Annotated in this window: 18 protein-coding genes and 2 pseudogenes; 12 read left to right on the forward strand and 8 right to left on the reverse strand. The window is 66.3% G+C overall.

Going from position 1 to position 24,949, the window contains the following annotated elements:
- Window positions 1-48 precede the first annotated feature (48 nt).
- Window positions 49-1,923, reverse strand: a complete 1,875-nt coding sequence (locus tag LL972_RS14005; RefSeq protein WP_228328101.1) for a GGDEF domain-containing protein — start codon at window positions 1,921-1,923, stop codon at window positions 49-51.
- Between the two features lie 436 nt (window positions 1,924-2,359).
- Here LL972_RS14005 and LL972_RS14010 point away from each other — a divergent pair, with 436 nt between their 5' ends.
- A complete protein-coding gene (locus LL972_RS14010; RefSeq protein ID WP_228328102.1) occupies window positions 2,360-3,451 on the forward strand; it encodes a DUF1615 domain-containing protein in 1,092 nt (363 codons plus the stop codon).
- Window positions 3,452-3,611: 160 nt separating this feature from the next.
- Window positions 3,612-5,936: pseudogene (locus LL972_RS14015) on the forward strand (S9 family peptidase).
- A gap of 324 nt (window positions 5,937-6,260) precedes the next feature.
- Here the strand turns inward: LL972_RS14015 and LL972_RS14020 are convergent.
- Together LL972_RS14020 and LL972_RS14025 are read right to left on the reverse strand one after the other, a co-directional pair.
- Window positions 6,261-8,237 (reverse strand): alpha/beta hydrolase family protein, encoded by a 1,977-nt coding sequence (locus LL972_RS14020; protein WP_429002165.1) that lies wholly within the window; start codon window positions 8,235-8,237, stop codon window positions 6,261-6,263.
- A gap of 148 nt (window positions 8,238-8,385) precedes the next feature.
- The gene (locus LL972_RS14025) at window positions 8,386-8,721 is read right to left on the reverse strand and encodes a DUF3817 domain-containing protein (protein WP_228328103.1); all 336 of its coding nucleotides are present in this window, start codon (window positions 8,719-8,721) and stop codon (window positions 8,386-8,388) included.
- Window positions 8,722-8,871: 150 nt separating this feature from the next.
- Here LL972_RS14025 and LL972_RS14030 point away from each other — a divergent pair, with 150 nt between their 5' ends.
- From LL972_RS14030 to LL972_RS14040, 3 genes are all read left to right on the forward strand, one after another.
- Window positions 8,872-9,495, forward strand: coding sequence for a YiiX/YebB-like N1pC/P60 family cysteine hydrolase (locus tag LL972_RS14030; RefSeq protein ID WP_228328104.1), 624 nt, complete (start codon window positions 8,872-8,874; stop codon window positions 9,493-9,495).
- Complete coding sequence (locus LL972_RS14035) at window positions 9,495-10,490, forward strand: alpha/beta hydrolase (protein WP_429002166.1); 996 nt, start codon at window positions 9,495-9,497, stop codon at window positions 10,488-10,490. The genes LL972_RS14030 and LL972_RS14035 overlap by 1 nt, the downstream gene beginning before the upstream one ends.
- A gap of 217 nt (window positions 10,491-10,707) precedes the next feature.
- Window positions 10,708-11,169 carry a DUF4126 family protein gene (locus LL972_RS14040; protein ID WP_228328105.1) on the forward strand — a complete coding sequence of 154 codons (462 nt, stop codon included), beginning with the start codon at window positions 10,708-10,710 and terminating at the stop codon, window positions 11,167-11,169.
- A gap of 132 nt (window positions 11,170-11,301) precedes the next feature.
- Here LL972_RS14040 and LL972_RS14045 read toward each other — a convergent pair whose 3' ends face one another.
- From LL972_RS14045 to LL972_RS14055, 3 genes and pseudogenes are all read right to left on the reverse strand, one after another.
- On the reverse strand, window positions 11,302-11,697 hold the full coding sequence (locus tag LL972_RS14045) for a VOC family protein (RefSeq protein ID WP_228328106.1): 396 nt from the start codon (window positions 11,695-11,697) through the stop codon (window positions 11,302-11,304).
- Between the two features lie 91 nt (window positions 11,698-11,788).
- Window positions 11,789-12,763, reverse strand: a complete 975-nt coding sequence (locus tag LL972_RS14050) for a glutathione S-transferase family protein (RefSeq protein WP_228328107.1) — start codon at window positions 12,761-12,763, stop codon at window positions 11,789-11,791.
- Between the two features lie 193 nt (window positions 12,764-12,956).
- Window positions 12,957-13,052, reverse strand: a pseudogene (locus LL972_RS14055) (SPFH domain-containing protein); the annotation flags it as partial.
- A gap of 215 nt (window positions 13,053-13,267) precedes the next feature.
- On the opposite strand from LL972_RS14055, the gene LL972_RS14060 reads away from it, so the two are divergent.
- The 7 genes from LL972_RS14060 to LL972_RS14090 all read left to right on the forward strand — a co-directional run bounded on the left by LL972_RS14060 (window position 13,268) and on the right by LL972_RS14090 (window position 20,101).
- A complete protein-coding gene (locus tag LL972_RS14060) occupies window positions 13,268-14,857 on the forward strand; it encodes an SDR family NAD(P)-dependent oxidoreductase (RefSeq protein WP_228328108.1) in 1,590 nt (529 codons plus the stop codon).
- Between the two features lie 193 nt (window positions 14,858-15,050).
- Window positions 15,051-16,076, forward strand: coding sequence for an alpha/beta hydrolase (locus LL972_RS14065; RefSeq protein ID WP_228328109.1), 1,026 nt, complete (start codon window positions 15,051-15,053; stop codon window positions 16,074-16,076).
- A 286-nt stretch (window positions 16,077-16,362) separates the two neighbouring features.
- The gene (locus LL972_RS14070) at window positions 16,363-16,989 is read left to right on the forward strand and encodes a GntR family transcriptional regulator (protein WP_228328110.1); all 627 of its coding nucleotides are present in this window, start codon (window positions 16,363-16,365) and stop codon (window positions 16,987-16,989) included.
- A 260-nt stretch (window positions 16,990-17,249) separates the two neighbouring features.
- On the forward strand, window positions 17,250-17,390 hold the full coding sequence (locus LL972_RS14075) for a lasso peptide xanthomonin 1 (protein WP_016903879.1): 141 nt from the start codon (window positions 17,250-17,252) through the stop codon (window positions 17,388-17,390).
- Window positions 17,391-17,438: 48 nt separating this feature from the next.
- Window positions 17,439-17,585: a benenodin family lasso peptide gene (locus tag LL972_RS14080; protein WP_228328111.1), complete on the forward strand. Its 147-nt coding sequence runs from the start codon at window positions 17,439-17,441 to the stop codon at window positions 17,583-17,585.
- Between the two features lie 108 nt (window positions 17,586-17,693).
- On the forward strand, window positions 17,694-18,368 hold the full coding sequence (locus LL972_RS14085; RefSeq protein ID WP_228328112.1) for a lasso peptide biosynthesis B2 protein: 675 nt from the start codon (window positions 17,694-17,696) through the stop codon (window positions 18,366-18,368).
- Window positions 18,368-20,101 carry a lasso peptide isopeptide bond-forming cyclase gene (locus LL972_RS14090; RefSeq protein WP_228328113.1) on the forward strand — a complete coding sequence of 578 codons (1,734 nt, stop codon included), beginning with the start codon at window positions 18,368-18,370 and terminating at the stop codon, window positions 20,099-20,101. Before LL972_RS14085 ends, LL972_RS14090 begins: the two co-directional genes overlap by 1 nt.
- Window positions 20,102-20,171: 70 nt before the next feature.
- On the opposite strand, the gene LL972_RS14095 is transcribed toward LL972_RS14090, so the two are convergent.
- Together LL972_RS14095 and LL972_RS14100 are read right to left on the reverse strand one after the other, a co-directional pair.
- Complete coding sequence (locus tag LL972_RS14095) at window positions 20,172-22,184, reverse strand: Atxe2 family lasso peptide isopeptidase (protein ID WP_228328114.1); 2,013 nt, start codon at window positions 22,182-22,184, stop codon at window positions 20,172-20,174.
- A gap of 132 nt (window positions 22,185-22,316) precedes the next feature.
- The gene (locus LL972_RS14100) at window positions 22,317-24,764 is read right to left on the reverse strand and encodes a TonB-dependent receptor plug domain-containing protein (RefSeq protein ID WP_228328115.1); all 2,448 of its coding nucleotides are present in this window, start codon (window positions 24,762-24,764) and stop codon (window positions 22,317-22,319) included.
- Between the last annotated feature and the right edge of the window lie 185 nt (window positions 24,765-24,949).

The following is a 24,949-nucleotide window of genomic DNA, read 5'->3' on the forward strand; positions in this document are numbered from 1 at the left end:
ATCAGTGAGCGCTACGGCAGCCAGGCCGCAGCCGCCCTCATCCACGCGTCAACACACCGCCCATTGATCGCGCCCGGCGGTCTTGGCGGCGTACAGGGCCAGATCGGCCTGCCCCAGCAGCACATCCAGACCGGTCCCTGCAGTGACGCTCACCGCGCCCATGCAGAAGCGCACCGGCTGGTCGGCAGGCAGGCCGGCGATCTCGATCGCGGCCACCGCGTTGCGCAGCCGCGTAAACACGGCAGGAATCTCCTCTGCACTGCAGCCCGGCAGCACCAGCAGGAATTCCTCGCCGCCCAGCCGGCCCAGGCGATCCTGCGTCCGCAGTGCCAGCCTGGAGGCGCTGGCAAGCGCCTTGAGCACGGCGTCGCCGGCGGCGTGGCCATGCACGTCGTTGATCAGCTTGAAGTGGTCCAGATCGATCAATGCCAGCATGCACGGAACCTGCGAGCGCACCGCTTGCTCGACCTGCTGCTGCGCCTCGGCGCGAATGGCGCGGCGATTGGGCAGGCCGGTGAGTTCGTCGCGCATCGCCAGCCGCGAGAGCTGCCGCCGGTGGCGCGCACTGAAGGCCAGCACCACCAGCGCGCCCAGCAACAACAGGCAGGCCGCGCACAACGCGATCCACAAGCTGCGCTGACCGGCTTCGCGGGCCTGCAATGCCAGTTGCGCGGTCTCGCTGCGCCGGCGCAGCTCGGCGGTTTCGGCGCCCCGGCGCGCATCTTCGTAGCGCGCCTGCAGGCGCAGCATCACGGTGTCGCGCTGGCGATCCAGGCTCTGCGCGCGCAGCGTGTTGGCGCGTTGCAGTTCCTGGTATGCCTCGGCATGACGCCCCTCCGCCGCCAGTGCCTGGGCGATGGCATCGAGCAACTGCGCGCGCCGTCCCAGCGACAGATTGGGATCGTCTGCGGCCTTGGCCGCGACGATCTGCGCGCCGAGGCTGCCGGACTTGAGCGCGGTCAATGCCTGCAGCAACACCGCGTGGCAGGCGGCCACCCGGCCGACATTGCCCTGGCGTTGCATCAATGGCAGTGCCTCGCGCGCCATTGCCAATGCAGCGGTGGCATCATCGGCGTCGATCAGGACCTCGCTGGCGCTGGTCAATGCCGCGGCCACGCCGGCCTGATCGCCCAGCTCGCGGCTGAGCGCCAGCGCGCGCTTGAAATGCAGCAACGCCGCGTCCGGCTGCTGCGCTGCCAGCGAGGTGCCGTACTCGTATTCGATCAGGCTGCGCTGAAAGCGTGCCGGCTGGCCGCGCAGGCGCTCCAGGGCGCGCTGCAGATAGTCTTCGGCGTCGTTGTCCTCGGTCGAGCGGCCACCCACGCGGCTGGCCAGCGAGCCGAGCTGGGTCAAGGCATCCAGCTCCAGGCCCAGGCTGTGTTGGCGCACTGCGCACTGGTAGCTGGCCTGCGCGGCGTTCCAGGCCTCGTCGCTGCTGCCGGAGGCGAGCATGCTCCACATGTCGACCGCCTCGACCTCGCACAGCAGATCGTTGCGCCCCAGCGCACGCGCCTGCTGACGCAGTGCTTCCAGCCGCGCCAGCATGCCGCGGTTGGGACTCTCGCGCACATCGCTGAGCGCCTGCACGATCGCCAGCCACAGCTGCGCCTGCGCCGTGTTGCCACGCACTTTCGCCAACATCGCACGCGCCTGGGCCAGGGCCGCCTGACGGCGCTCGCTCTCTTCCAGGGAAATCAGCACGCGCGCCTGCGCCAGCAAGGCCCAGAACTGCGCGTCGGCATCGCCATCGCTGCGGGCACGCTGCAACGCGGCCTGGGCAACCTGCAGGGCAGCCCTGGGGTCGTCGATCGTGGCGGTTTCGATGCGCTTCCACGGCTGCGGCTGCGCCCACAGCGTCGCGCTGAACAGCATCGCTGCCATCCCCAGGACCCTGCGCCGCCAGCGCGGCGTCGCGCTGCTCATCGCCCCCTCACGACGACGATGAGCCACACCGCATGGCTGCCGTGCACAGGACAAGCCGCCCGGCCCGTATCGGGTTTGCTGGTTGCTGCGGCACTCAAGCTCTCCCATGGTTGGCTGGCGGTGAAATCGGAGCGACGTCGGCGTCTGCTTGAACGCCACATCGATGCAAACACGCGGCCATGATGGCTGGCGAGCGGGGCAGGTCATGTGATCGCCACGCATTGCGTCACGATCGTTATCGGCCTGCGTACTGCGGGCTTGAATCGGGCTGCAGATCGCGCTGGCAGCAACCGGCGGCCGTGCGCGCTGCGGCAAGCCTGCCACTCGGCAGGCTTCCGGCAAACGCGCTGCCGCAGATCGCCAGATGCAGCCGCGCTGCGACAGCCACGTAAACTGCCGCACGGCACCTGCCGCCCCCATCGATCCTGGAGACGCCGTGACATCCCGCCTGCCCCGCCTGCTCACGCTGCTTGCCGTCGCCTTGCTGTCGGCCTGCGCCACCCAGGCGCCGCGTGCGCCACAGCGCTCCCCGGATGCGGTCAAGGCCGACATTGCCCGGCGCCTGCCGACCACCCTGCCCGATCGCGCCGGCTGGGCCGACGATGTGTACGTGGCGCTGTCCTCGCAGGGACTGGACACCAGCGTCGAGCACATCTGCGCGGTGCTGGCGGTGACCGAGCAGGAGTCGACCTACCAGGCCAACCCGGTCGTGCCCAATCTCGGCAGGATTTCGCGCGCGGAGATCGATCGCCGCGCCAGCGCGCATCACATTCCCGGCTTCATGGTCGATGCCGCCTTGCGCATCGCCTCGCCCGATGGCCGCAGCTATGCCACACGTATTGCGAGCGCGCGCACCGAGCAGGAGCTGAGCCGCATCTTCGAGGACTTCACCGGCAGCGTGCCGCTGGGCGCGCGGCTGTTCGACGGGCTAAATCCGGTGCATACCGCCGGGCCGATGCAGGTGAGCATCGCGTTTGCCGAGCAGCACGCCGCGGGCTATCCGTATCCGCCTGGCGACTCGATCCGCCACGAGGTCTTCAGCCGTCGCGGCGGGCTGTGGTTCGGCACCACGCATCTGCTTGGCTACCCAACCAGTTACGACGCGCTGCTGTACCGCTTTGCCGACTTCAACGCCGGCTGGTATGCCAGCCGCAACGCCGCGTTTCAAGCCGCGCTGAGCAAGGCCAGCGGCATCGCGCTCGCCCTGGACGGCGACCTGCTCACCCCCGGCGCCAGCCTGGACGCCCCCGGCGGTACCGAACGTGCCGCACGCGCGCTGGGCAGCCAGCTGGCAATGAGCGACCGCCAGATCCGCCGTGCCCTGGAGGCCGGCAATTCCATCGATTTCCAGGACACTGAGCTGTATCGCCAGGTATTCGCGCGGGCCGAGCGCAGTGCCGGCAAGCCGCTGCCACGGGCGGTACTGCCCGGCATCACCCTGGACAGCCCCAAGATCACCCGCACGCTGACCACTGCCTGGTTCGCCCAGCGCGTGAATGAACGCTGGAAACGCTGCATGGGCAAGTAGCCGCACGTGCCGCAGGGCGCGCAGCACCTACCGCACCACGCCTGGCACCTTCGTTCCGCGGCAAGGCACGACGTTTGGCAGGGTCGCATGCCCTGCCCGCCCACGTAGCATGCGAGGTTGCACCGCCGTTGTCGGCGCGCGCCCTTTTGATGAGGTCCACATGCCCATACCGTTGCCGTTGCGCCACCTGCTCACTGTCCTGTCGCTCGCCCTGCTGCCTGTCGCCGCCAACGCGCAGGCGCCCAGCGTGACCGAGGCCGACTACGCGCGCGCCGAGCGCCTGATCTACTACGCCGCGCAGCCCCTGGTCGACCATGCCCCCACGCGCGTCACCTGGCTGGATGCCACCTATGTGGTCTACGTCGACCACGATGCCAAGGGCGACCGCCTGCTGCAGCTGGACACCGCCACCGGCAAGACCGCGCCGCTGTTCAAGCCCGCCGCGCTGGCCGCCTCGCTCAACACCTTGCTCAAGACCGGCGACAAGCCGCTCAAGGCCGCCACCCTGGCGCCCAAGGTCAGCCTCAGCGCCGATGGCCGCTACCGCTTCAGCGTGCGCGACACCGCGGTGCTGTGCGATGCGCGCGCCCGGTGCAGCAAGCTGTTCACGGCCGCCAAACCCGAACCGGGCGTGCTGTCGCCCGACAAGACCCGCGAAGCGTTCATTCGCAACTGGAACCTGTGGGTGCGCGAGCTGGCTACCGGCAAGGAGACCCAGCTCACCCGCGACGGTGTGGAAAACTTCGGCTACGCCACCGACAACGCCGGCTGGCAGCACAGCGACAACGCCATCGTTGCGTGGTCGCCGGACTCGCGCAAGATCGCCACCTTCCAGCAGGACCAGCGCAAGACCGGCGACATGTACCTGGTCAGCACCAAGCTCGGGCATCCGGAACTGCAGTCCTGGAAATACCCGATGGCCGGCGACAAGGACGTGACCATGATCGAGCGCGTGATCATCGACGTGCCCAGCGCCAGCGTGGTGCGGCTGAAGATGCCCGCCGACCAGCACCGCTCCACGCTGTGCGACGACGTGAGCTGCTCGCCGGGCCTGTGGGACGACGTGAAGTGGGCGCCGGACAGCAAGACCCTGGCATTCGCCTCGACCTCGCGCTTCCACAAGCAAGTGTGGCTGCGCATTGCCGATGCCGGCACCGGCGCCGTGCGCACTGCCTTCGACGAAACCGCCAAGACCTATTACGAAAGTGGCCAGGTCGCCGCCAACTGGGCCTATCTGCCCGGCAGCAACGAGGCGGTGTGGTTCTCCGAACGCAGCGACTGGGGCCAGCTGTACCTGTACGACCTGGCCACCGGCAAACCCAAGCGCGCCATCACCAGCGGCGAAGGCAACGTCACCGAACTGCTGCGCGTGGACCCGGTGACGCGCACTGCATGGTTTGTCGGCGTAGGCCGCACGCCGGGCGTGGACCCGTATTACCAGCAGCTGTGGAAGGTGAGCCTGGACGGCGGCAAGCCGGTGCTGCTCACGCCCGAGGTCGCCGACCACAGCATCGCGCTGTCGCCCGATGGCAAGCACTTCGTCGACACCTATTCCACCTCGGTCACGCCGCCGGTGAGCGTGCTGCGCGATGCCGCCGACGGGCGCACGCTCAGCACCATCGCCACCGCCGACATCAGCCGCCTCAAGGCCGCCGGCTGGGTGCCGCCGGAACCGATCACGGTCAAGGCGCGCGACGGCAAGACCACGCTGTACGGGCTGATGTTCAAGCCGACAAACTTCGATCCCGCGCGTAAGTACCCGGTGATCGACTACGTCTACCCCGGCCCGCAGACCGGCTCGGTGCGTGGCCGCAGCTTCCTGGCCGGCCATGGCGACAACCAGTCGCTGGCCGAACTGGGCTTCATTGTGATCGCCATCGACGGCATGGGCACGCCGTGGCGCTCAAAGACCTTCCACGACACCTGGTACGCCAACATGGGCGACAACACCCTGCCCGACCAGGTGGCCGCGGTGAAGGAACTCGGCTAGCGCTACCGGTGGTTCGACACCAGCCGTGTCGGCATCTGGGGGCATTCGGGTGGCGGCAATGCGTCCACCGCCGCGATGCTGCGCTACCCGGAACTGTTCAAGGTGGCGTGGTCGGAAAGCGGCAACCACGACAACCGCGGCTACGAGGACGACTGGGCCGAGAAGTATCACGGCGAGCACATCGTCAACAAGGATGGCACTTCCAACTACGACGACCAGGCCAACGCCACCCACGCCAGCAAGCTCAAGGGCCGGCTGATGCTGGTGCACGGCACGCTGGACGACAACGTGTCGCCGCATCTCACGTTGCTGGTCGCCGATGCACTGATCAAGGCCAACAAGGACTTCGACATGCTGATGCTGCCCAACGCCAAACACGGCTACGGCGAGCTCACCCCCTACGTCGCCCGCCGCCGCTGGGACTACTTCGTGCAGCATCTGCTCGGTTCCACCCCGCCGGCCGACTATCAGATGAAGCCGATGCCGGAGAAGTAGGCGATGCTGGAAGCGGCATCGTCGGCCATCGACGATGCCGCGCTATCAAGCAGTTGAACCGGGAGTGCAGAGAAAACGTCGGTGCAGCCGGCCTGCGCCGTCGTCCGGCATCGGCTCTGGGCGCAACACCACACCCGCCAAACCCCAAGAACCGTAGGAGCGGACCCGGCCGCGACGCCCTACCCGCGCACGCAAACGTCGCAACACCGCATCGCAAAAGATGCAGGCGCACACACACCGCGGTTAACACAACAAGCCGCGTGCATCACCACCGGCACGCTAGATCATGCGCCCCCTCAGGCAACACCTGATGGAACGCCTCGCTTACTTCGCGGTCCCACCACCCAGCTGCTTGCTCAAGAACGCCAGCAAGCGCGTGTAGTACTCGCGTCGATGCGCCTCGGTGTAGAAGCCGTGGCCCTCGTTGGGGAAGTACAGCGACTCCACCGGCACGCCGGCACCCTTCAACGCGCGTTCCATGGCCTTGGTATGTTCGATCGGCGCGCGCTCGTCCTTGCCGCCGGCCGCCAGAAACACCGGCACCTTGATCTGCTTGGCCAGCACCACCGGCGAACGTGTGGCCAGGGTGTCACGTGCGCCCAGCCAGTCGCCGGTCCAGTTCTTTGCCCAACGCGCGGAGCGCGCGGTGTCGCGGGCCATCATGTCCAGATCGTAGACGCCCACATAGCCGGCGGCGCAGCGGTACACGGCCGGCTCCTTCGCAACGCCCATCAGCGCCGCATACCCGCCGTAGCTGGCGCCGTAGAGACAGATACGCGAGGCATCGGCCACGCCCTGCGCGATAGCCCAGCGGGTGGCATCGGTGAGATCGTCCTGCATGCGCCCGCCCCACTCCCTGGCACCGGCCTGGGTGAAGGCACGCCCGTAATTGGCCGAGCCGCGGTAATTGACGCGCAGCACCGCGTAACCGGCTGCGGCCAGCAGCTGGGTGTCGTCGTCGAACTCCCATTTGTCGAAGATCCCGAACGGGCCACCATGCGGCATCACGATCAACGGCAGCGGCTTGCCTGCCTCGGCGTGCAGCGGCTGGGTCAGATAGCCGTGCAACTCCAGGCCATCGCGCGCCTTGAAGCTCACCTGCCTGGTCGCCGGCACGCCATCGGGCGGAAACCATTCGCGGCGACTGAACACCCGGTCGGCCTTCTTGCTGACCGTGTCGAACAAATAATAATCGCCGTTATTGCGATCGCTCCACACATACACCAGCACCAGGCGACGGTCGCGGGTGGCCGAGGTGATGTAGACCGCATTACCGTCGAAGGCTTTTTCCAGGCTGCGATAGAGCCTTGCCGTCGGCGACTTCTCGTCGAAGAAGCGGTTGCGCACCCGGTCGCTCATGTAGGACGCACCGATCGGCGTGATGCCATCCAGGTCGCGCAGGATCCGGTAGGGGTCGACGGTGTCGTCGTGCAACAACGGCGTGGACTTTCCGCTGACCGGGTCCCATCCCACCAGCACATCGGTGCCGGTCGCCTGCTCCACTTGCAGGTAGGCCTGGCTGCCATCGGCCGCAAAGCCGAGCGGAAACTCACGATGCCCGCTGCTGGCGGCATCGTTGACCAACCGCCACGGCGCCGCATCGTCGTCGCGGTAATACAGCTTGCTGACGTTGGTCACATCGGCGCCGTTGGCAAAGCGGATGCGCCCCTGCTGGTCGGTCACGAAGTTCGCACGCCGCACCGGCGATGTCGCCACGGTACTGCGCCGGCCGGTCTGGATATCCAGCTTGTCGATGCGGATGCTCGGGTCGCCGACGAAGGGGATCGTCGACACCAGGATGTTGCGCGGATCACCCGGCAAGGTATCGAGCATGAACGTGCCAGGCTCCAGGTCCATCTTCAACTGCACGCCGTTGATCTCCGGATTGGTGCCATAGGGGCTGGCCAACAGGCGGCCATTCTTGCCATCGGCGTCGATGGCATGCAGTTGCCCGATCGCCATCGGCTCGTCGCGCGAGCCCAGCCGCTGCGCCATCGACACCACGATGCGGTCGTCGCTGGCCCACCAGAAATCGTCCACCACGCTGTTGGCGCCGCCGGTGACTTTCGCGGTGGCTACCTTGTCCTGGCGCCGCACGATGCCCAGCACGGTGCGATCTTCCAGCGGCATGGTGAGCGCGAAATAGTCGCCGGTCGGCGAAATCTTGATCCGCTCGAACTGGTCGCTCTTGAGATAGGGCGCCAGATCCACCGGTTGCGGCGGCGTCTGCGCGCAAACCGATCCGGTGGTTGCCATCGCCACCGCCAATGCGGCAGTCGCCTTCTTCATCCAGTAATGCATTGCGACACTCCGCTTCTTCCTTGGTCCACCTATGGTGGCAAAGGCGGTTGGCGGCGTCCATCGTCTGGCGTGACGTTGGATGCGTTCACAGCGAAATGCCGCGTACCACGCACGGCCGCCCGGCAATGCCTGGCCTGCCCTGATGTGCTCAGACACCGCCGCGTGTGCGCACACCCAGCAAGCCGATGCGCCGGAACCACATCTCCAGCGGCACCGTCACCAGTGGCGGCAATGCGGCCAGCACGCTCAGCGCCCACGCCCACCACGGCCAGCGCAGCCGCAACGCGGCAAGCACGCTGACCGCCACGTAGAACAGGAAGGCCGCGCCATGCAGGCGCCCGAATACCCACACCACCAGCTCGGTGGTGTGGGTACCGTACTTGAGCAACATGCCGAGCAACAGCCCGGCCCAGGTCAGCCCTTCGAAAAAAGCGGCGGCGGCAAACAGCCGGCCGATCGGCGACAACGCAGAAGAAGCACGCATGCAACACTCCAGACGGACAGGGATTGCCGCGACGCGATGGCGGCGGCGACGCCCGCTGGCCACCGCATTCTACAGAGCCCATCGCGCACCAGCCGCCCGCCGTCGTTCCTGGCGATAATGGGCGCCCTTTGCATCACCTGCCGGCCTCCCATGCGCATCCTCCTCCTGCTCGCCGTGCTCGCACTGGCACTGCTGCCCGCAACGTCCATCGCAGTCCAGCTCCAGGACGGCGACCTGTTGTTCGTCACCGCCGCCCGCACCGGCCTGAGCGGCGCCATCGATGATGCCACCGCCAAACAGGACGCACCCAGCTTCGATCACGTGGCGCTGCTCGCCCATGACGGCACGGAACAGGTGCTGCTGCACGCAGACGAACAAGGCTCGCGGCAGCAGCCCCTGCAGGCATTTGTCGAAGACGCCAACGCCAGGCACCGGCAGATCCATGTGTACCGGCTGACGGAAGAACAGCGCGGTGCGATCCCCGGCGCCATCGCGCAGGCTCGGCGCATGCTCGGCAAGCCCTACAACCAGACCTACGTGCAGGACGACAACAGCTACTACTGCTCGGACTTCATCGAACGCGCCTTTCGCGCACAGCACGTCTTCGCACTGCAGCCGATGAACTTCAAGAACCTGCAGACCGGCAAGATCTCGCAGTACTGGACCGATTTTTACCGCAGCAAAGGCATGGAGGTACCGCAAGGGCTGCCCGGCACCAACCCGAACGATATGGCAGCGGCTCCCGTGCTGGCATATGTCGGCCGCCTGAAGTGATGCGCGCTATCGCCACACCTGGCCGGGGGACGCTGTTGAACAGACACTTGCCGGCAGGGCTGCTCGCCTTGTCACTCGCTGGCTGCATCAATGCACCACACGCACCGCAGGAACAGGCGCTGGCGCCTGCGCAACCGCCGGCAGCGGCCACAGCGGCCATGGCCACCGCGCTCGCTGGGCAACGCGGCGAAGGGCAGCCGTACGAGATTGTCGACAGCCAGGTCTGGGATGTCCCGGATCCGGGCTCGGGCCGCCGCTATCAGGTGATTGTCGGCCTGCCGGCCGGCTACGCCCAACACCCGGAGCGTCGCTATCCGGTCCTTTACGTCACCGACAGCGACTATGCATTCCCTGTGGTGCGGCAGATCGCGCGCCGCTTGAACGGCGACGGGCCCGCGATCGAGGACTTCATCCTGGTCGGGCTGTCCTACGCGGTAGGTGACGCGCCGATGCCCAGCCGGCGGCGCGATTACACCCCGACGCTGGAAAATGGCGACACCGCACCGCCCAACGCGACCCATGGCGGCAGCACGGCCTACGCGGCCTACCTTCGCGGGCAGGTGCTGCCCTTCATTGCCAAGCGCTACCGAACCGACGAAGGCAGGCGCCTGTTTCTCGGGCATTCCTACGGTAGCCTGCTCGGCACCCATATCCTGCTCAGCACACCGCAGATGTTTTCCGGCTATCTGCTTGGCAGCCCTTCCTACTGGTATGGCGAGCACGCCACGGCCGCGCTGGAAAAACGCTTTGCCGCCGGACACACCGATGTGCCGGCACGGGTCTACATGTACGTCGGCGAGTACGAGCAGGTGCGCTACAACAAGCAGTACGACATGGTGATCGACGCCAGGACCATGGTGCAGACGCTGCGCGCAAGAGGGTATCCGTCGCTACAGCTGGAGCTGGAGGTGCTCAACGACGAGGATCACCTGAGCGTCGCGCCGCGCGGCATCACCCATGGCCTGAAGTTCCTGTTGGGCAGCAAAGCCCCCTGAGCTCGATGCCCTGCGCCTGGCTCAGCGGCGCAGGGCGGTGCATCCCGGCGCCGTGGCGCGCCGGCAGAACCGGTGGCTGGCGGGTGCCGCCAATGCACCGCATGCACAACATCTTGCCAATGCCCATACATGCGCAGCCCTAGTGTGTGCACGTCCATACAGCGTGCCGCACGCAGCGCATTCCGCCTGCGCCTGGTGAGCACATGCAGAGGTAACCATGGCCTTGATTCATTCCATCCTGATGGGCGCCGTCGCCGGCATGCGCTCGATGACGCCGCTGGCTGCGGTCACCAACGCGGCGCGCACCGGCAAGCTGCCTGCCGACAATGGCGCACCGGCGCTGCTGGCCAATCCGCTGGCATCGGCCGGCATGCTCGCGCTCGCCGGTGGCGAGCTGGCAGGCGACAAGATGAAAACCGCGCCCGACCGCATCGTGCTGCCCGGCATGGTGGCCCGCGTCGCCACCGGTGTGATCGTCGGCGCGGCACTGGCTCCGCGCCATCAGCGCGGCGTTGCTGCCTTGCTGGGCGCGACCACCGCAGTGGTGGCCGCCTATCTCACTTTTAACGTCCGTATGCGTGCGATTGAGCGCTACGGCCAGACCAGCACCGGCGTGGTCGAGGACGCGATCACAGTGGGCGCGGCGACGCTGATCATGCGCGACGTGGCAAAGCACTAGCGCGACAATCCGGTGACCGGATCCATCACCTGACGCAGCCGCGGCGACCGCCATTCCAGCGTCGCCGTGGCGCAGCAACAACACGGTGCTTGGTCGCGCTGCAGCATGTCGCAGCAGTGCGGGCATCACGGTTTAATCAGGTCGATAGATCGCGCAGAGTTTGTTGCCATCCGGGTCGCGCACATAGGTGAGCCAGACCGGTCCCATGCGGCTTTCACGCACGCCCGGTGGTTGCTCGATGGACACGCCGCCTGCCGCCACGGCAGCGTCGTGGAAGGCCTGCACCTGCTCGGGCGAGCTGCAGGTAAACCCGACGGTTGCACCGTTGCCGCTGGTGGCGGGCGCATCGTTGATCGGCTCGCTGACGGCGAAGGTGCTGCCGGCATGGCGGTAGAACAGGCGCACATGGCCGGAGCCGGCGGGGTTGACCAACGGCTCGGCGGCACCGAGCACGCCACCGAGCACCGCATCGTAGAACTGCCTGGATCGCGCAATATCGTTCGATCCTACCATCACATGATTCAGCACTTACCGCTCCTGCTCGTATCGAAGGCGCACAGCTTAGTGCACGCCATGCTGCTGCGTGCCTGAGCGCTGTCGCATGCGGCCGGCAGATGCATCAGCCGCCACGCCCATGCGGCGCCTGCAGATCCAGCAGCGGCCCCAGCGGCACGATGCCGGTGGGGTTGATCATGTCGTGGCTCTGGTAGTAATGATGCTTGACGTGCTGGAAATTCACCGTCTCTGCGATCCCCGGCATCTGGTACAGCTCACGCAGATAGCCGGACAACTGCGGATAGTCCGCAATGCGCCGCAGGTTGCATTTGAAGTGGCCCACGTACACCGCGTCGAATCGCACCAGCGTGGTGAACAGGCGCCAGTCCGCTTCGGTGAGCTGGTCGCCGCACAGGTAACGCTGCCGGCCCAGACGTGCATCGAGCCAATCCAGGCTTTCGAACAACGGCAGCACCGCCTCTTCGTACGCCGCCTGCGTGGTGGCAAAACCCGCCTTGTACACGCCGTTGTTGACGGTGTCGTACACGCGCGCATTGATCTCGTCGATCTGCGCGCGCAGCGGTTCCGGGTAGAAATCGCCGGCCGCAGCACCGACCTCGTCGAAGGCGCCGTTGAACATGCGGATGATGTCGGCCGACTCGTTGCTGACCACGGTATTGCGCTCACGATCCCACAGCACCGGCACCGTCACGCGCCCGGTGTAACGCGGATCGGCGTTGAGATACACCTCGTACAGGCGCTTGGCGTGGTGAATCGGATCGGCTATCACGCCCGGGCCAGGATCGAACGTCCAGCCCTGGTCGCGCATCAACCAGTGCACCACCGACACGTCGATCATCGACTCCAGCCCTTTCAGGCGCCGGAAGATCAGCGTGCGATGCGCCCACGGGCAGGCCAGCGACACGTACAGGTGATAGCGGCCGGGAGAAGCCTGAAAGCCGCCTTCCCCGTGCGGACCAGGGCTGCCATCGCGCGTCACCCAATTGCGGAACTGCGATTGCGAGCGCTCGAAACGCCCGCCGCTCTTGTCGGTGTCGTACCAACTGTCCTGCCACTTGCCGTCGACCAACAGGCCCATGTTGTCTTCTCCGCTACACCAGTAGGCCGCAACCCTAGCCCAGCCGATTTGGAGAGTGCGTGAGTTGGCGTATTGGCATGAGCAAACACGACCAGCCATCGGCGCTATAAGACCGGAGATCAATGACTGCAAGGCAACAGCGGCCCCTGCACCGCAAGCGGCAAGCAGCGCGCGCTACCTGGCAATCACCGACGCCGGAAGGCACCCTGTAGCAAACCTGCGCTTTCCTGCAGGCATCGGCGTTGAGCTCGGCGATCTGGCTGGCCGGATCCTGCCTGGCTGTCAGTCCCGATCAGGCACACCCTCGGCACCGCAGTTGTCCCCCCCTGCGACGGCCTTGACACGCCGTTGGCGTCAGCACCGCAGGATCGGCGAAAATAGCCACGGCCCGGTTGCTCCGGCCTGCGGCGCCCGGTTCCCGACCGGTGCGGCCGCTGGACGTGCCATCCACCGCGCCCTTCGCTGCACTCGCTCCGCTTTCTGCCGCTCTTTTCCGGATCCATCTTGAACACCAACGTCCCGCCCGTGCCCGCCAACGACGACCTGCCGCTCACCGACCGCCTGCGCGCGGCGCTGGACCTGCTGGAGGCCATCGAGGCCGACCGCAGCGTGCTCGACACCCTGCCCGAGGCCGACCGCGTGCGCCTGCACCAGGTGGTGGCCAGGGTCTATCACCCCGAGCCCAAGGCGCGGCGGCAGCTGCTCAAGCAGCGCGAGCGCGAGCGGCACCAGGAGAAGGTGCGCAAGGCCGAGGCGCTGCTGGAGCAGCGCGGCATCCGCGCACTGCGGCGCAAACCGGTGTTCAGCACGCCGAACTTCTTCCCGCCGCATGCCGCCGGCCTGCACGATGCGCACAACGGCGAAAACGCCACTGCCGCACCGGAGCCCACGCATTCGCCGGAGTTGCGCCACTGCTACGTGTGCAAGCAGAAGTTCACCCAGCTACATCACTTCTACGACCAGATGTGCCCGGCCTGCGCCGAGCTGAACTACTTCAAGCGCACCGAAACCGCCGACCTGCGCGGACGCGTGGCGCTGCTGACCGGCGGCCGGGTCAAGATCGGCTATCAGGCCGGCCTGAAGCTGCTGCGCGCCGGTGCGGAACTGATCGTGACCACGCGTTTCCCGCGCGATTCGGCCGCCCGCTATGCGCAGGAGCCGGACTTCAGCGAATGGGGCCATCGCCTGCAGGTGTTCGGCCTGGATCTGCGCCACACCCCCAGCGTGGAAGCGTTCTGCAGCCAGCTGCTGGCCACCCGCGACAGGCTGGACTTCATCATCAACAACGCCTGCCAGACCGTGCGCCGCCCGCCGCAGTTCTACGCGCACATGATGGCCGGCGAAACCGCCGCGCTGCATGAGTTGCCGGACACCGTGCGCAACCTGGTCGGCCATTACGAAGGCCTGCGCACGCCCGAACCACTGCGCGATGCCTCGGCGATGGCGCTGCCGGCAGTGCATGGCCGCGGCCTGGACGGCGCCGACGGCCTCACCCGCGCCGCCGAGCTGTCGCAGGTGGCGTTGCTGGACGACGAACTGGTTGGCCAGCAGCACCTGTTCCCGGAAGGACGGCTGGACCAGGACCTGCAGCAGGTGGACCTGCGCGGGCGCAACTCCTGGCGCCTGCTGATGGACGAAGTGCCCTCGGTGGAGCTGCTGGAGACCCAGCTGGTCAACGCCATCGCGCCCTTCATCATCAATGCGCGGCTGAAGCCGCTGATGCTGCGCACGCCCGAGCGCGACAAGCACATCGTCAACGTCTCGGCGATGGAAGGGCAGTTCTACCGCAACTTCAAGACCACCCGGCATCCGCATACCAACATGGCCAAGGCCGCGTTGAACATGATGACGCGCACCTCGGCGGCCGATTACCAGAACGACGGCATCCACATGAACAGCGTCGACACCGGCTGGGTCACCGACGAGGATCCGGCCGACATCGCCGCGCTCAAGGTCCAGCAGGAACGCTTCCACCCGCCGTTGGACATCGTCGACGGCGCCGCCCGCATCGTCGACCCGATCATCCACGGCGCCAACACCGGCGAGCATGTGTGGGGGCAGTTCCTCAAGGACTATGCGCCCACCGATTGGTGAGCGCTGTCTGCAGCCGGGGGCTTTGAGCGATGCCGCCAGCGGCGCAAAGCGCGCGCCGCTGCGATCACGCAACAGCGATTGCAAGCGGCGCCCGCCGCAGATGTTGCGGCCATGTGCATAACGGCCGAGCTCCCTTTTCACCCCATTGACTGTGCCACCGCTAGCGTCAGGGTCAACCAACCGAGACGCATACATGACAGAGCACGGCAAGCCCAACCCGATCATCGACACCCTTTCCAACGTCATCGGCGCCATCCGTGCCGACGACGACATGCACGACCTGGCCCAGGCCCACGATGCGCTCGAACCCAAGGCCATCGAAAAGCTCACGCCGGCCGAAGCCCGGCAGCAGCCAACCATCGCCGATGCGGTCAAGAAGTTGCTGCAGGACCAGGGCAAGACCGCCGATCCCGAGGTGCTGGTGCCCGGCGTCAAGCGCACCTCCCACACCCTGGAAACGCCTGCCGGCAATCTTCCTGCCTTCGTTTACACCCCGCAGGGCGGCACCGCACTGCCGGTCATCGTCTATTTCCACGGTGGTGGCTGGGTGATCGCCAATGCCGAGGTCTATGACGGCGGCGCGCGCGGGCTGGCCAAGGAAACCGGCGCCATCGTGGTCTCGGTCGACTATCGCCAGGCGCCCGAACACAAGTTTCCCGCCGCCTGGGACGACGCGCTCGCCGCCTACGAATGGGTGCTGGCAAACGCGGCCAGCATCGGCGGCAATCCGCAGCGCGTTGCCCTTGCAGGCGAAAGCGCCGGCGGCAACCTGGCCATCGCCACGGCCGTGGCCGCACGTGACAAGGGGCTGCAGGCACCGACGCATATCCTGGCGGTGTACCCGGTTGGCCAGACCGGCAGCCTGCACACCGAGTCCTACATCGAAAACGCCATCGCCAAGCCCCTCAACAAGGCCATGATCGAATGGTTCGTGGGGCACCTGATCCGCAGCGACGCCGACAAGGCAGATACGCGCCTGGACCTGGTCAACGCCAACCTGCGCGGCCTGGCACCGGTGACGATCATCAACGCCACCATCGACCCGCTGCGCAGCGACGGCGCCAAGCTGGAAGACGCACTCAAGGAGGCCAACGTAACGGTCGAGCGCGAGGTCTACACCGGCGTGACGCACGAGTTCTTCGGGTGTGCGGCAGTCGTTGCCAAGGCAAAGGCTGCGCAGGAGTATGCGGGCAAGCGGCTGCGTGAGTCGTTTCGCTAAGCAAGCCACGGCGTTTGGCACGCCGGTCGTGCAACGCGACAGCAGGAACAGATAATGTTCAAACGAGGGCCGCCCTGGCAAACCAGGCGGCCCTCTTTTAGTGGCCTCAGTTTGGGCGTTATAAAAACTCTTACTGTTGGGGCAGCGTATTGGCTCGCAGCCTGACTCGTACGCGGCACGATGTGACAAGCCCGGGACCAAAAGGACTACCGCAGCAACTCCTGCCGCAGCCATTGCATGTACGATCCAGCCAGGGGAGGCGTCGCGGTCAGACAAGGAGTTCGTCATGGGTGAAATCCACTCCAAACGTGCAGTTGCCTATGCGCAGGTCAGGCGCGCACTGCAGTCCGGGCGGTATCCGCCCGGTCAGCGCATCGACCCGGCAAAGCTGGCCACCGAGTTAAAGATCAGCTCCACGCCAGTTCGCTTTGCGCTGTATCGCCTGGTCGGCGAAGGCCTGCTCATCGATCACGCACGCTATGGCTTTCAGGTGCCGCTGCTCACCGAGGTCGCGTTGCGGGACCTGTACGACTGGATGGAGCGCCTGTTGCGGATGGCCTGCGATATCGGCGTTGCATTGGTGCCGCATGCCCCTGCCGAGCCGGAATCCACCAATGCAGCGACAGACGTGGTCAAGCAGACCTGGAAGCTCTTCGATGCCATCGCCCGTGCCACCGCGCACTGGTCGCTGCACCACGCGGTCAGGCAGACCAATGACAAGCTGGCCCCGGTGCGACGTGCCAAACACGGCCTGCTCGACGGGCTCGATGAAGAACTGGCAGAGCTCACGCTGCACTGGCAGCAGCGTGACCTTGCGGCATTGCAAACAGCGTTGCATGCCTATCACGTACGCCGTATCCAGGCCGTGCCGCGCATCGTGGCGGTCATGCATGAGCGCAGCCGTCAGGTTTGACAGCGCGGCACTGACTGTCGCCAGCGCTACGCCTCGCAAGATGCACATTCTGCGCTGGCGCACCGCCGGCAGTGTGCGCCTGATGTGGAATGAATGGCGCGATGCGACGCCACCGGCCAGGCTTGCACGGTCATCTTCGATGGCGGTCACACAGTGCATTTAATCATGACGGTGTTACGACTTAATCATTTGAAAATCAATACACCCGTTTTCTAACGTGTCTGCGTCATGGATCCCCATGGCACAACCAGGAGACAGCGATGAACATCAATGACACCACCCACAGCGATGCATCCAGCGAGATCACGGTGCTTGGCGTTGCCAGCACCGACACCAAGGGCGGCCCGCTCGCCGGCGAAGAAATCGGCGGCTTCAATGTGCCGGGCATTTCCGAAGAGTGAACTCGAGGCGTGCCTGAGTGCACGCCTCTCACACCAGGAGTAGAGACCATGGATACCAGCAACAACGACGCGCACACCAAGACGTTTGGTCAGGATCTCATCGTGCTTGGGATCGCAAGCCTGGACACGCAGGGCGGGCCACTGGCAGGCGAAGAAATGGGTGGCAGCACCACGCTGGGCATCAGCCAGGACTAGGCGCTGCCAACGCGCGGCGGTCGCCACTCGGCTGTACATGCCGGTGAGCAACTTCCCAGGCCACGGGGCGCACTGCAACGGTGCGCCCCTTCTCTCAAGGGCAGCGCCATGCACTGCTACACATTGCGCAACGACCTAGCGTTTTGCCGCATTGGCGAGCGCCTGGTGTTCCTGGATGTCGGCAACGACCGCTACTTCCGTCTGCCCGAGGCACTGGAGCACTCCCTGCTCGCCTACCTGGCACATGACCCGGTGTCGGACCTGGAGATCAACGACCTTGTCGAACGGGGCTTGCTGGTGGAGCGGTCGCAAGCGACCGCCGGCCCGCAGCTTCCCGTCATACCTGTTGCGCGTAGCGCGATGGAAATGCCTGTACCGGCGCGACGACCACAGCTGTTTGAAAAGCTCGAGGTGCTGGCACTTGTGCTGTCCACGCGCCTGGCATTGAAGCGCAACCCGCTTGGCAGGGTACTTGGCAGCCTCTCCGCTGGAGCACAGCGTCGGGGGACGCAGCAACGCTCGGCCGCCGGAGTCGAGCAACGGCTCACCGATGCGGCATCCGTCTTCCGGCGCGCACGCCTGTGGGTGCCGGTCGAGATGCGCTGCCTGCTCGATTCAGTCGCATTGGCAAGATTCCTGCGTAGGCGCCAGCTCGACGCCCAGCTTGTCTTCGGCGTCGCACTCGATCCGTTCTCGGCCCATTGCTGGGTACAGACAGGCGATCTGGTCCTGAACGACACGGTCGGCAACGTCCACGCGCATACCCCCATCCGGGTGGTGTGATGTACCGCTACATCGCCTTGTTCAACCATGCGCAGGCACACCGCGGTGGCGACCGCGCCGGTATCGATGCGTCGTTGCGGCAGATCGGGTTACGGCTACGGCAACGCGCTGGGCACATCGACCTGTATGCCTCAGACGACACGCCCGTGCTCGACCTGCCTGGTGGTGGCGCTCTGATCGGCCATGTCTTTTCGCAGCGCAACAACGCCCCCTTGCTGGACGGCGCATCGCTGCATGCGTTGTCCGCAGCACGACGGACACGGCACCTGATCGATACGCACTGGGGCGAGTACCTGCTGTTGCATGCACCGCGCGCGGACCCGAGCGCCATCACCGTCATGCGCGAGCCTTCCGGCGGCGTGGCATGCGTTTACGCGCTACAGCATGGCTTCATCACTTCAGACATTTCGATCGCCACGCATGCCGGTGTGTACACGCGTGAGATCGACTGGGACTCCATCGCCCATCATCTGTACTACCCGCACCTCAAGACCGAGCGCACCGGGCTTGCCGGCGTACGCGAATTGCTGCCGGGCAGCCAGCTGTGTCTGCAGTCCAACCGCAGCAGTGTCGAACACGTCTGGAACCCCTGGGATTTCGTCGCAGCCTCTCGACGCCGGCACGACCCACTCGACGCACAGGCGCAGGTGCGTCAGGCGGTGGCCTCCAGCGTCACATGTTGGGCGCGGACCGATGCATCTTTGCTGTTGGAACTCTCTGGTGGCCTGGATTCTTCCATCCTCGCCGCATGCCTGAAAGACACCACCGCGCGCGTGGCGTGCTGCAATCTGGTCACGCCGGTGCCTGGCGCCGACGAGCGGCACTATGCCCGGCAGATGAGCGATCTGTTGGGCACCGAACTGATCGTGCGCACCCTGGGGCTCGACGCTGCACCGGTCGATTTCGCACCGCCGGCACATGCGGTCGCGCCCAGTACCTGGTTTCTGCAGCATGCCTCCAATGCGCTGAAAGAAGCGATCGGCACGCAGCTGGCCATCACCAGTTTCTTTTCCGGCGGCGGTGGCGACACCGTGTTCTGCAACACCAGAACCGCCGCGCCCGCCGCGGATGCCTTCCGTGCAGGCGGCCTGCGCGCCGGCGTCAGCGCACTCCATGCGCTTGCCGAGCTGCATCAATGCACGCTCTGGAAAGCAGGCAGGCTGACGATCAAGAAACTCCTCGCCAAGGCCGGACCGCCACGCAAGCCGGAGCGATCGTTCCTGCCAAACACACAGGCTGCGGTTCCATTGCAATCGCATCCCTGGTTCGATGCTCCAGCCGACAGCCTACCCGGTGACCGCGAACGTATCGTCGATCTGGCCGGCACCCAGGTGTTCCGTGATGGACTGGCGCGCAGTGCATCGTGGCACCTGCGCATGCCGCTGCTCTCGCAACCGGTGGTGGAGGCCTGCCTGACAGTGCCGAGCTGGATGTGGATCGCTGGCGGCCGCAATCGCGCCGTCGCACGCGATGCGTTTGCGGATGTGCTGCCTGCGCAGATTCTGCATCGCCGCAGCAAAGGCACCTTCATGAACTACTCCGGCGCAGTCTATCGTCGGGGCAGGCAGCAGATCCGCGATTATCTGCTGCAGGGTCGGCTTGCAGGCCAGGGGCTGCTGGACGCCGATGCCCTGCGCTACCATTTCGACCACACATTGGCCGACGGCGACCACAGCGTCATGCGCATCTTCGACCTGTGTGCGGTCGAGAACTGGGTCCGTCATCAGCGCTGAGGTTGCCTGCACTGCGTAGGTGCGTGGCGCCCGCCTGCCAACGTGCCACGCGTCAGCTGCGCCACACACGCTAGTCGCCACGCGACGGCAGTGCCGCCTTGATTGCGCGCCAGCGCGCATACTGCGCGGCCTTTTCCGGCGCAGCGTCCTGGTAGTCCTGCAACCAGAAGCGGAACCAATCGACGTTGCGCGCATATACGGCCAACTTGTGCTGCGGCTGGAACTTCTGGTGCGGCTCGTTCGCAAACACGTACAACTCGGCGCGTTGCGCACGCAGCAGGGGAATCAGGTAATCCAGCGCGTACAGATACTCCTGCTCGGAATGCTGGAACAGGATCGGCGCGCGAATCCGCTCCAGCTTGAACGCCGGCGACAACACTTTCCATCGCTCGGGTGTCTGCTCCGGTGCACCCAGGCCCCACATGTCGCGCAGCCCCTTGAGGAAAGGCTCGCCCTTCATGCTGCCGAACAGGTAGTACGACGGCGACACCACCGGGTTGGCTACCGAAGCGGCGGCCAGCAGGTTCGACTCAGTGGCCGTCCACAGGGTCACCGCACCGCCGAAGCTCAGCCCGCCCATGCCCACCCGCGTGCGATCGATGCCGGCCTGTGACGACAACAACGCCACCGCGCTTTCCACCGCCGCCAGCCCTTCGCCGTGCCGTTCCACCGCATCCATGGTGTAGCTGGGCAGCTGATTGATGCACAGCGCTGCGATGCCTACCTGCGCCAACGCGGCGAGCGGCCACTCATCGCCCACGCCACCGCGTACGAAGCCAGGGCAGCTGTAGTAGGTGACGAACAACGGCGGCTTGCCCGCGCCGGTACCGTGTGCCGCGAAGAACTGACCGCTGTATCGCCGCCCACGTGCATCGCTCCACTGCAACAGCCGTGCAGGCGTTGCACGCGCCATGTCCGCTGCAAGCTCCGCATTTGGATCGAACAGCACCTGCCGCGTGCCATCGTCAAGGCCGATACGTTCCAGACGCGGCGGGCGATCGGCTTCGGCTGTCACGCACACCAGCGCAACGGCCGAGGCACCGCAGCGTGCCGCCGGGTCACGCCCGCCATTGATCAAACCGCGCCCCTGCACCACCAACCGCACCTGCCCGGTGGCCGGATTCCAGAGCTGGATGGATTGCGCCAGGCCCAGTGCAGGATCGGTGATGGTGAAGAGCACCTCCGCATTCCCCGGGCGCCACTGCACTGCACTGATTGCCTTGTCCACGCAGGCCGCCGCGGTGCAGCGCACGGCCTTGCGCGCATGTGCACTGGGCAAGACTGACAGCGCCACCTGCGGACGGAATAGCTGGCCCTTGCCATCACCCACACGCGACAGCACCGCCACCGCCCCACCGGGCGCAGGCACGGACTGCCACACGTCACCGTCGACACCGTGCGTACTGATGGGCGATTCCTCCGCAGGCACCGGCGCATCCGCGAGTGGCCGCGTGGTTGCCGCGGCCAGGTCCAGCGCCAGCCAGTGCTCCGGCACATCCGCCGACAACCCGGTGCGATCGAACCACACCGTGCCGAAACGCTGCGTCGCCAGGCGTCCTTGCACATTGCCCGAGCGGAACAGGCCTTGCCCGAGCGGCACCGTCTCGTCGATCCGGATGCCCTGCGCATACTCGTCCTGTTCGGCCGTCATGACCTGCGCGCGCGTGGCACCGACGCGGTAGCGCAGCACCCGCCCATCCGCGTCCAGCGAGAACTCCTGCACGTCGGCCGCATCGTGGGTCACCGCTTGCGCGCCGGACCCGTCCGCCGCCGCACGCCACACCGCAATCACGTCATCGATCAACGCGCGGTAGTACAGCCAGCGCCCATCCGGCGACCACAGCACCTTTGCAGGCAAGGACCCGCCTGCCGAATCGCGCAAGGGCACGCCGCCATCGGCAATGCGTCTGGGCGCAGCGTCCTGCAGGCCCTGCACGTACCAGACGCTGTCGTAGGTATTGCGCTGCACCGCTGCCTGCTCGGTGCGAAAGGCCACGCTGCGGCCATCCGGCGACAGCGTGGGGCTGCCGATATCCACCACCTCCAGCAATCGCTGGGACGATACCGTTTGCGTGTGTCCCACGCATGCACCTGCCGCCATCAGCACGCCTGCAAGCAGCAGGCGCCATGGTTTGTGATTCCTCACACACACACTCCTCTCAGCAACGCTCAAGGACCATCGCCAATACATCGGCTGCAGCAGGCAGCCCACGCATCACCAGTGCTTGGACACCGACACGCTCACGAAGCGACCAATCGCCGAATAGTTGGTGGAGTCGTACGACGCCACGTACAGCGGCGAGGTCACCCGATACAACGGCGGATCGCGATCGAAGGCGTTGTCCACCGACGCGCCGAACTCCAGCCCCGCCCACGCATCGCGGCGTGCGCCGGTGGCGTAGCGCAATGCCATATCGAATGTGGTGAACGATGCCGACTCCACCCCGTCGGCGCGGTTGCGCACCCCGCCGCGGTAGTTGCCGAACAGCGAGGCGGTGAGCCCGCCCTGCTTCCACACCGCGCCCACGCGGCTGCTCAGCTTGGGCGGATTGAACAGCGTGCCGGACAGATCGAACGCCGGTTGCGTGGGCAACGTCTGCTGCGTGCTGTCCAGCCAGCCCGCCGCCCCGCGCAAGGTCAGCGTGCCGCGCGTCAACGCCACCTGGTAGCTACCGCTCAGGTCCAGCCCCTCGATGTCCTGCTGCGCCACGTTGGCGTATTGCGTGTAGATGATTGCCGCTACCCGGCTCGGGTCGTAGGCGACGCCGGCAAAGTTGGAGAACCGGCTGGCCAGCGCAATGACATCGGCCTGCGCCTGCGGCGTCGGCGTGCGGTCCACGAAAGGCGCGTAGATCGGATTGCGCAACGCCTGGCTGGCATTGGCGATCGGCTGCAACACGCGGTTGCTGTAGTCCACCCCGAACCAGGTCAGCTCCGCCTCCAGGCCATCCAGCGCCTCGGGGTGCCAGGCCAGCGAGACCGAGCGCGTGATGGCGCGCTCCGGCTGCAGATCCTGGTTGCCGCCATCGGCCACCAGCACCGTCGTCCCGGCGGGAAAGCCCATCCCGCCGAACGCACCCGGCTGGAACAACCATGCCTCCTGCGCGTAGTTGCGCTCGAACAGCGTCGGCGCCTTGAACGACTTGCCCCACGAGGCCTTGAGCGTTACATCGCTGCCAGGCGCATACAGCACACCGAACTTGGGCGTTGTCACCCCCCCAAAGCTGCTGTAGTCCTCCCCGCGCACCGCCGCAGTCAGCGTCAGTCGCTGCACACCGGGCACGCCCTGCGCCGGGTCCACCACTGGCAGGCTCACCTCCGCATAGGCAAAGCGCGCGCTTTCGCTGCCGTCGATCGTCTCCACGCCATTGACGTGGTTGACGTTGCGGAACGTGTAGCTGCGATACCCCACCCCTGCGGCCAGGCGCGCATCGCCTGCCGGCAGCGCAAGCAGCGGCCCTTCGGCACCCAGCTCGTAGCTGCGGCTGTCGTTGCAGTAGCACAGGTCGGTCACGCTCACCGCACCGCTGGCCAGCGCCGTTTCCTGGCGGTATTGATCGTGCTTGCTGTTACCGTCGGTGGCGCCCAGCGTCAGCGTCCAGTCGTTGGGCAACCACACTGCAAGGCTCGGCGACAGCAGCAGGCTGGTGGTGGTCGGCGTGACCCGGCTGTTGCGGCCACTGACAGCATAAAAGTGCAGTTGGTCGCGTTCAGTGCGTAACGCATCCAGGCGCACCTCGGCGTTGTCGCCAAGCGCCTGGTAGGCACTCAGCAGCCCGCTGCGCAGGTCGCTGCCCGGATACAGCGTGGACGGGTCCACCAGTTGTGTGGTGTAACTGCGCTGACGGCTGTAGATGGGGTCTGCGGACACGTCCTGATAGGTCGCGATCACTCCACCACTGCGCCAGGTGGTGCCGGCCGTGACGCTGTATTGCCGCGAGGTGAGCCCGCCTTGCGTGGCCCGCCCGAAGCGCGTGCCAACGCTCACTCCATCGTAGTCGCGCTTGAGGATCACATTACCGACGCCACCCACCGCGTCCGACCCATAGATTGCCGACGCACCATCGGCCACGATCTCCAGCCGCTCCACTGCCTCCACCGGGATCGCGCTGAGGTCCACCGCCTGGGTGAATCCGCCATAGGCCAGCCGGCGCCCATTGAGCAGGGTGAGCGTGGCATCGGCGCCTAGCCCGCGCAGGTTGAGGCTCGCGCCGCCGGTCATGTTCTGGTTCGCATTGCCGGCCCCGGCCAGATTGCCGCTCAACACCCCCGGGTTCTGCCCACCGGAGAAGTTCTGCGGCACGCTGCGGATCACCTCGCCCAGATCGCTGAAATCCTCTTCCTGGATCCGCGCCGCGCTGATCGAAATCACCGGCGACGGCACCGCACCGCCCTTGATGCGCGTGCCGGTGACCTCGATGGACTCCAACTCGGTCGCGGCGGTTTGCGCCGGCGGTGCCTCCGCAATCGCAGGCCCCGGCGAGCCGCGCCTGGCCGGCTCGCCTGCGTTCGTTGCCACGGCTGCCGGCGTTTTCTGCGCCGCTGCCTCAGGTCCCGTCGCCACCTGCGCTGTCGCCGCCTGTGCCCCCACCGCACCTGCCGCCCCGCTCGCCATGGCGAACATGGCGATGGAAATGGCGTTGCGTAACGTACGTGTCTTCATGCTGCGTCCTTTGGCTTGCCTGGGTTGGCCCGCCGACTGCGCACTCCGGTCGGCCCGGAGCACATCGCCAGCTGAGCAAGATCGGTCCTGCACCTGACTGCTGAAACACGGTAATCCCCCCACTTCTAGCGGTCGCCAGAAGTGGAGCTAAGTGGCCATCGCCAACTTCATGGCAGGCGTGATGC

The sequence above is a fragment of the Xanthomonas campestris pv. asclepiadis genome (assembly GCF_020784175.1).
In the GTDB taxonomy this organism is placed as follows: domain Bacteria; phylum Pseudomonadota; class Gammaproteobacteria; order Xanthomonadales; family Xanthomonadaceae; genus Xanthomonas; species Xanthomonas campestris_D.